This window comes from Flavobacterium sp. SLB02 (assembly GCF_009664855.1).
GTDB lineage: Bacteria > Bacteroidota > Bacteroidia > Flavobacteriales > Flavobacteriaceae > Flavobacterium.
Genome location: NZ_CP045928.1, coordinates 4,853,142 through 4,861,813, shown reverse-complemented (window position 1 = coordinate 4,861,813; position 8,672 = coordinate 4,853,142). Strand labels below are relative to the sequence as shown.

Here is an 8,672-nt window from a genome sequence, read left to right as displayed (position 1 = left end):
ACTGAAAAAGCTTCTGAGAAATCAGAAGCTTTTTTCTTTTTATATGCTTTTGAGTTTTTGTTCCTAAAGTTGTTGATAAACATGAAGATTGTTAAAAATAAGAGAGAGGGAATTAATTCCCTCTCTGTTGTAATTCAAATTGATGAATTTAAAGTATTATTATCTATTGAAGGTCGCTTTGCTTAACACATACTGGTAACTTGTCTGGATTTGGGCAATAAGACGGTCCGCTAAAACAATTTTTAGACGTGTCTGGTACAGGACATCCAGGATAGTTACTTCCGCCATTAATAGATTTTAATTCATTAACGGTTAATTCTACAGCGCCATTTAAGTTTAATTTTTTCAACATGATCTATTGTTTTTTTTGTTTGATTAATATCCCAATCATTTTAAGACACTTGGAATTTATGTCTGAAACATTAAATAAGTATTCGTTTATTTTTGAAAAACTATATACTTATCCTTACAAATATTAAATTTTTATTCTGGTATAAGCGCTTTTTCTATTGATTTAATACATTGTTACGCAGATAATTTATAAATTATTAATGAGTATAAAATGTTTTGAATTATTAGGCATGATGTGTATTTTAAAGCTCTTGTTGTTGTATGTTGAATAAAAAGGGGTATTTCATGAGTCAAATTTTTACTTTCGAAAGATTTTACAATTCCGAAATAAATACATTGAAGTACATTATATAAAAGCTCCGTTTTGGAGTTTTAAGATGTGTTGGTACGAATAGGTTCTAATTTGTTTGATTATAAAGAGAATATTAAAATTCATTTTATCGGATTTCAATTATAGTCTGTGGTTTTAACCACGGGAAACTAATTGTTATGATCGTGATAAATAATTATGTCTCAATAATTGAAAATATTGACGATGTTTTAAAAACAACACATTGAAATTTATACGAAAAATAGTAGTAAATATTCTGCGCTTTCACAAAGCGGTCAAGATTTGCTTGGAATTTGGAATTTTAAAGGTTTGGAATTTCTTTAAAATCAGTTCATTAAAAATATTTCAATTTTTATTCGCAAAAACCCTTGCAGAATCAAACTTCTGTTGTATTTTTGCACTCACAATAACGCAGTTGGTTTGGTAGTTCAGTTGGTTAGAATACATGCCTGTCACGCATGGGGTCGCGGGTTCGAGTCCCGTCCAGACCGCAAATATTGGGAGAAGCCTTTCTTAACGGAAAGGCTTTTTTATTTTTAAGGTTTAACCGCAAAGAGCGCTATGATTTACGCAAGGTTCGCAAAGTTTTTTTTATACTTTGCGAACCTTGCGTTTTCACCTTGCGAACTTTGCAGTTAAATCTACACAATCCATTTTGAAATTTGGAATTTTTTAAAATTTTGGAATTTAAATTTCCCTACATTTATATCACAAGAAAGATATTCGATTTACTTCAATGGAACATTCCGGTCAGAAACTAGATAAATACTATATCAAAAAAGTAGATGCTGATAAAAAAAGCATTTACTGTCACCATGATTTGATGGGAGAATTATTTGTGCCTACTCATAAACACGACAAAGCGCAATTGTTATATGCCGAAGGCGATGTGGTTTTTGTAACGACGGAAACCAAAACCTACTTTTTGCCAGCAAGACATTTTATTTGGATTCCGAGTGATGTTGCGCACAGTATTGAACCAAAATCTGAAAGTGTTACAATGCGGAATTTATATTTTCCCGTTGAAAAAGACGAAGATGTATTTTATAAAAGAGAAGGTATCTATCCGGTCAATAATCTTTTATTGCAAATGATGCTTTTTACGAATAGGTGGAATGGTGATCTTAAAAAAGGAAGTCCGAATTTTGCCATTGCCAAAGCGATCAAAGCAATATTACCTCAAATTTGCCTGACCAATTTACCTTTAGAGTTACCACAGCCCAAAGATCCGCGTTTGAGTAAAATTTTGCGACATATAGAGAATAATCTGGGAGAAACAATTCTGTTTGCTGAGGTGGCGCATCAATTTGGGTATAGCGAACGCTCTTTGTATCGCTTGTTTCAGAAAGACCTTAATATGTCATTCATTCAATATTATACCATTCGAAGAATATTAAAAGCTATTGAATTGCTGCTTGACAGAAAACTTTCAGTCAAAGAAGTCGCTCAGGAAGTAGGTTATAGTAGTGTACCGACATTCAGTAATACTTTCTTTAAATTCCTCGGACAAAGACCTTCTGATTACTTAAATGGAGAAGATATCTTGAGAACTAAATAGAAAGTTTTTTGCCCACGGATTTTACTGATTTAACAGATTTCCACGGGTTTATTTTTATAATATCTGCAAAATCAACTTTAATCTTTTTTAAATCTGCGTGAAACCCCAATTTGTTTGATTTTTCACAACTTGTTGTTTTTCAATATTTTAATATATCGTTTTCGAAAAATAAAATTTTAACATTTGTCCGAAATGAATATGTTATTGACTTTTTAGAATTATCAGTCAACGAAAAAATGCAGGAACTTTGCAGTATTAAAATATTTATATATTCATGTTCCTTAAAACAACAAATTCTACAGAAGATTGTTTTCTCAAAATCGTGTTGATATTTATAATCGTATTAACATTCAGTAACGTACAAGCTCAGGAAATTCACTCGGTTTCGTTAAGCGAAGCGTTGAAACTGGCCAAAGAAAACAACAAAAAAATCCTTAGATCTCAATTAGAGACGACGCTCTCAGGGCAAAACATCAAAGAAAGAAAAGAACTCCGTTTGCCGGACATCGAATTAAACGGTGTGTATTCGAGAATTACCAATATTACGGAATTTAAAGGAAGCGGTTTCTTAAAGGATAAAGAAGTAACCAAAGCGATTCCTGAAATTTATGAGGTGAATTCCACTTTTAAAATGCCAATTTATGCCGGAAACAAGATCAATAACGCCATCAAAATTGCCAATCAGGAAAATGAAATTGCCAAAATAAAAAGCGAAAAGACTGAAAATGATATCGAGCTTGAAGTGGTGGCTAATTATCTGGCAATCTATAAAATGATGGAACTTCAGAAGATTTTTGAAGAAAACATCAAAGAAGAAAAAAGCCGATTAAAAGAAGTTCAGTCCCTTCAAAAACATGGAACCGTTACAAAAAACGAAGTTCTTAGGGCAGAATTACAACTTTCGGATCGTGAACTGAACTCCTTGACGAATTCTAAGAATATAAAGATCGCATTGCATGATTTAAAAACGTTGATTCAGCTTCCGGAAAATGAAGAAGTAGCGATTGATACTACGGCCAATATGGATAAAATGAGCGGTCTGGATCCGTATGATTTTTATTTACAAAAAGCTTTTCAGAACGAAGAAATGCGAATCGCCAGTCAGGAATTGAACATCAAAAAAACAGAACTGAAGTTGGTGAAAGGAAATTATTTGCCAACGGTAAACTTCTTCGGGAATTATGGTTTTTATTATCCTAATTACAAATTTTTTCCACCAAATCCGTATTTGTACACTTTAGGGCAAATTGGTATCGAGGCGCATTTTGATCTTTCGGCTTTATATAAAAATAAAACCAAAGTAGAACAGGCTACGACGCAAATCGAATGGCAAAAAATGCAAACCGAAATTATCAAAGATGAAATTCAGGATAAGCTGTTTAAAGAACATACACAATATCAGGAAATCCTTGAGAAGTTTGTGGTGGTTGATAAAGCTTTGGATTTGGCCAATGAAAATTACCGAATCGTAAAGCTGAAATACCTCAATCAATTGGTTTTAATAACCGAAATGGTCGATGCTGATAACGCTTTACTACAGGCCAAATACAACAAGATTTCTACCCGATTAGACGCTATTCTAAAACATTACGAATTGCTTCACACGGCGGGGATAATGCCGGAGGAGATTTAGATTAGAATAAAGAGAATGGAGGCAAGATTTTAGAAGAAAAGAGAATAGAGCATAGAAAATAGAGAAAAGATAATAGAAAAAGATATACAGTTATTATGGTTAAGATAAAAAATGAAACTAAGAGAAACAGAACGTTTCATATATTAATAACAATTATTGCCTGCGTATTGGTGGCAAGCGGAATCATTTTAGGAATTTGGTTTTATGTGTTTAACAGAAACCACGAAGAAACCAATGACGCTCAGGTGGAGCAATATGTAACGCCAATTATGTCGCGAATTACAGGTTATGTGCAGGAAGTTCGTTTTGATGAAAATCAGTTTGTGCATAAAGGAGATACTTTGGTAATTATTGATAACAGAGAGTACAAATCGAAATTGAATGTGGCGCTGGCCGATGTACAAAGTGCGAAACAAAGCAGTGTTGTGGCCGAGAAAAATGTGGCTACAACAGCAAGTTCAACCGCAATTGGAGAATCGCAATTGGCTGCCGCCAAAACGAATCTTTGGAAAACAAAATTAGAATATGAAAGATACCAGGCTTTAGTAAAAGACGAAGCCGCAACCTCGCAACAATTAGAGAAGGTAAAAGCAGATTACGAATCGGCGCAGGCTCATTTTCAGGAAATGCGAGAAAGAATTCAGTCTTCTAATTTAAGCACTTCTCAGGCGCAGGCCAATGTTCCTACGATGCAAACCAATATAGCATCAAAACAAGCTGTGGCAGATAATGCAGCATTGTTTCTTTCGTATACTATAATTACAGCGCCTTATGACGGTTGGGTAGGTAAAAGAACTTTGCAGCCGGGACAATTGGTAAAAGAAGGTCAATCGTTGCTTTCTATAGTAAGCAAAGAAAAATGGATTACAGCCAATTTTAAAGAAACACAATTGCAATATTTAACCGTGGGTCAGGAAGTTCGAATTCAGGCCGATGCTTTAAGCGACAAAGAATTTACAGGAATCATAACTTCATTATCTCCTGCAAGTGGCGCAAGATTCTCGCTATTGCCTCCGGATAATGCAACAGGAAACTTCGTGAAAATCGAGCAAAGAATTCCGGTTCGTATTCAGTTGAAAGAAACCGATAAGCACGCCGAATTTTTAAGAGCCGGAATGAACATCACCGTTATCGCCGAACACCAATAAAATGGAAGATAAAAGTATATTTAAATCCTGGGTTCCCAAGTGGGCAATCATTATTATTTTGTTTGTCTGTTTGCTGCATTCCATGATTTTATTGGGAGTTTATACTTCAAACGTAACCTACGCGGCAAGTTTTCTGGACATTGAGCCCGAAGATTTGCAGTTTGCGATGTGTGTTACCTACGGAACTTTGCTGGCCACGATTTTGATCGAAAGTAGATTTTCGAGTTTTTTCCCGGCAAAAAATTATCTGATAGCGGTGTATTCCCTAATCGGGATTACGATTATTTCATCGGCGTATATTACTAATTTTTATCTTTTTTTATTGCTAAGAGTGGCTGAGGGAATCTTAATGGCGCTTCCGGTAATTACGATCAGACAATTATTGATCGAACAGTTTCATTCTAAAAATGCCATTATAATAGGTTTCTCCTTTTATTACGGCTCGTTGTTATTGTCAACGCCATTTATTATGAATATTGCCGTTTGGTTTCTGGATCATTACGATTGGAAATACATGCTGTATGTTTCAGGCGGACTTCAGGTTCTGAATGTCTTTTTGATTCTGGTGACTTTTCGCGGACATAGAATTACAAAGAAAATCCCTTTGTATCAAATCGACTGGATCAGTTATATTTTGGTTCTAACGGCGATTCTCTGCGGTGCTTACTTTTTTGTGTATGCCGAAAAAAAATACTGGTTTGAGTCTTCGCACATGGTTCTAATGCTTGTGATTGCTTTGATAACAGGGGGGTTATTCATCTTTAAAGAGCTTTTGGTAAAAAGACCCACTTTTGATTTCGAAGTATTTAAATACGCCAATCTCCGAATTGGGTTTTTATTGTTCTTCTTGTTTTATATCAGCAGAGCAACATTGAGTCTTTGTCATTCGGCGATGTTTTCGATCTGGAATTGGGATCCATCCCGAGTTGCCGGAGTACAATACATAAACGGACTAGGAAATGTAATAGGGCTTATTTTAGCCGCTTATTTCCTGATGAAATCCGTTTCGACCAAGCTTATTTTTATAATAGGATTTTCGCTTATTGCGTTGTTTCATTTTTGGTTTACGTTTCTTTTTGTGCCCGATGTCGCGTTATCAGATATTATCATTCCTTATATTCTGCAAGGCATCGGTGTCGGATTTTTATTCGTACCCTTAATATTATTCACCACATCATCAGTTCCGGCAAAAATGGCGGTTTCTTCGGGAATTGTTGGGGTTTCAGGACGTTTTTGGGGAAGTACAATTGGGTTTTGTGTGATGCAGAACGCAATGGTATTTTTAAACAAAAAACACTTTCTTAAACTAAGCCAATTTGTAACCGGCGACAATCCGCAAACTCAGGAAACAATAACCAAAACAGTGCAGAGTTTCGCTGCAAAAGGATATTCACTAGACGAGTCGAATGCTCTCGCCTTAAAAAAAGTATTCGGAACCATCACCAAACAATCGACTTTACTGGCCGATATGGAAATTTATACCATTGTAGGTTATGGATTGGTAGTTTTGATTATTCTTATCGCATGCAATCAGCATTTAAGACAAACAATGACTTTGGTAAAAAGTAAGGTTTGGATAGGCTAATGAATTAATCTCGCAAAGTTGCGAAGACGCAAAGTTTTTTTGTTTCACGCAGATTTAAAAAGATTTAAGCAGATATGCGCAGATAATTATTATAATTCATCAAAAAATAAATCTGCTTAAATTCTGCAGAATCTGCGTGAAAAATCCTTTTAATCTTTCTAATCTGTGGTTATAAATGAATCTTTGCGACTTCGCGACTTTGCGAGATTCAAAAAACTCTGCGAGAAACCTCCGCACAACTCTGTGGAAATAATTATCTTGCAACCGTTAAAAAAAACAAAACATACAATGAAGCAGCAATGTGTAATTTTTGATATGGATGGCGTGATTTGTCATACCAATCCGCATCATGCAAAAGCTTTCGAGGCATTTTTCGATAAATATCAAATTCCTCATTCAGAACAAGAGTTTGAAGAGCATATGTACGGAAAACATAATGGTTATATTATGACGCATTTCTTCAAGCGTCCCATTACAGGAGAAGAACTCATAAAACTAGAAGACGAAAAAGAAGGAATGTTTCGGGAGATTTATAAAGACAAAGTCGAAACCATTCCGCATTATTTGGATTTTCTAAGCGAATTGAAATCGCGAGGTTTTAAAACAGCCGTGGCAACATCGGCACCGCGCGCTAATCTTGATTTGATTATGGGAGCGCTAAAATTCGAAGACAAAATGAACTCTGTAATGGCCAGCGAAGACGTAAAATTTCATAAACCTAATCCCGAAGTTTATCTGGAATCTGCAAAACGTGTTGGCGTTTCTCCGTCTAATTGTATTGTTTTCGAAGATTCATTCTCAGGCGTTACAGCGGGATTAAATGCCGGAATGAAAGTTGTTGGCGTTTTGAGTACACATACAAAAGAACAACTTCCGCCATGTAGTTTTTACATCAATGATTATAGCGCAGTAAATGTTGATAAGGTCTTGGAGTTATTAAATAGCTAGAATTTTTAAACCATATAAGTGATAAGTTCATTTAAATACAGCCTTTGTCAAAGTTTTAAACTTTGACAAAGGTTTTTTTACCCACAGTTTGTCATTCTGAGAAACGAAGAATCACAGTAGTAATTCGACAAAGATTGACGACATTCTGTATGGAGTTTCTAGTGTGATTTCTCCCTTCGGTCGAAATGACAATATTGGGGTTACATTGGATGAAGCGCAAAGCTTGGGGATGAAATGTCAAAATAAAATAAGAACTTTGTAATCTAAGAATTTTATATGACCCCTATAGAGCTTTTGAAGTTTATGCTTCCTGATTTTTTAGTTGAACATTTTGAAGTAGTTTCATCTACTAATACCCAAGAAATATTACACCTCTATTTTGAAGAGAATTCTAAACCTCCAAAAGAGTTTAATGATCTTCAATTAGTCTCAAAGGGTTTTCAAGATGAGATTACCATTCAGGACTTTCCTCTGAGAGGCAAGTTCGTGTATTTACATATCAAAAGACGTCGCTGGACTAATAAAGATACAGGCGAGATCGTTAAAAGAGATTGGAATTTAGTTGCTAAAGGAACCCGCATGACTCAAGAGTTTGCGGCTTTTTTAAAAGAAATTAATAGATAAGACCGCTATCGATTGTCGAACCATTGGAGGTTTCTTCGGAGTCAATGGGAAAAAACTACAAAGACAATACAAAAAACATCTAAGCTCCTTTAGTACGTGGGTTCCAAGAGAACATGCGCATGAGTGGATTATTTATCCTGAAAATATAGGTACCCACTTGTCAATTGATGAAGTAGCCTTGTCTCAGGGTGAGCTTTTTACTATTGTAACCAATAAGGAAGCCAGAGGTAAAAAAGGTTGCTTAGTGGCTATTATTGCAGGGACAAAGGCAGATCAGGTCATTGAACATATCTGTAAAATTGATTACAAAAAAACAAGTTATGTCCAAGAAATAACACTTGATATGGCTAATTCCATGAAGTTGATATCCAAAAGATGTTTTCCAAGAGCGGTACAGGTTACCGACAGATTTCATGTTCAAAAATTAGCTCTAGAAGCATTACAGGAGATTAGAATAAAATATCGTTGGGAAGCGATGGATACTGAGAATCGAT

8 protein-coding genes and 1 tRNA gene are annotated in these 8,672 nt (G+C 35.1%); all 9 read left to right on the top strand.

The window, feature by feature from the left end; translation table 11 throughout:
* Positions 1-186: hypothetical protein (locus GIY83_RS24970; protein ID WP_229029129.1), on the top strand; the 186-nt coding region annotated here is incomplete at its 5' end.
* 913 nt (positions 187-1,099) lie between these two features.
* Positions 1,100-1,173: transfer RNA gene (locus GIY83_RS18135), tRNA-Asp, on the top strand.
* Positions 1,174-1,418: 245 nt separating this feature from the next.
* Positions 1,419-2,240: an AraC family transcriptional regulator gene (locus GIY83_RS18130; RefSeq protein WP_194620442.1), complete on the top strand. Its 822-nt coding sequence runs from the start codon at positions 1,419-1,421 to the stop codon at positions 2,238-2,240.
* Positions 2,241-2,562: 322 nt separating this feature from the next.
* On the top strand, positions 2,563-3,873 hold the full coding sequence (locus GIY83_RS18125) for a TolC family protein (protein WP_229029128.1): 1,311 nt from the start codon (positions 2,563-2,565) through the stop codon (positions 3,871-3,873).
* Between the two features lie 95 nt (positions 3,874-3,968).
* The gene (locus GIY83_RS18120; RefSeq protein WP_194620439.1) at positions 3,969-5,021 is read left to right on the top strand and encodes an HlyD family secretion protein; all 1,053 of its coding nucleotides are present in this window, start codon (positions 3,969-3,971) and stop codon (positions 5,019-5,021) included.
* 1 nt (position 5,022) lies between these two features.
* Positions 5,023-6,606 carry an MFS transporter gene (locus tag GIY83_RS18115; RefSeq protein ID WP_208682742.1) on the top strand — a complete coding sequence of 528 codons (1,584 nt, stop codon included), beginning with the start codon at positions 5,023-5,025 and terminating at the stop codon, positions 6,604-6,606.
* 288 nt (positions 6,607-6,894) lie between these two features.
* The gene (locus tag GIY83_RS18110; RefSeq protein ID WP_208682740.1) at positions 6,895-7,554 is read left to right on the top strand and encodes an HAD family phosphatase; all 660 of its coding nucleotides are present in this window, start codon (positions 6,895-6,897) and stop codon (positions 7,552-7,554) included.
* Between the two features lie 276 nt (positions 7,555-7,830).
* Entirely contained in the window at positions 7,831-8,178 is a 348-nt protein-coding gene (locus GIY83_RS18105) for a transposase (protein ID WP_194620491.1), read from the top strand.
* Between the two features lie 157 nt (positions 8,179-8,335).
* Positions 8,336-8,672, top strand: a 337-nt coding sequence (locus GIY83_RS18100; RefSeq protein ID WP_208682738.1) for a transposase, incomplete at its 3' end; no start/stop codon positions are given.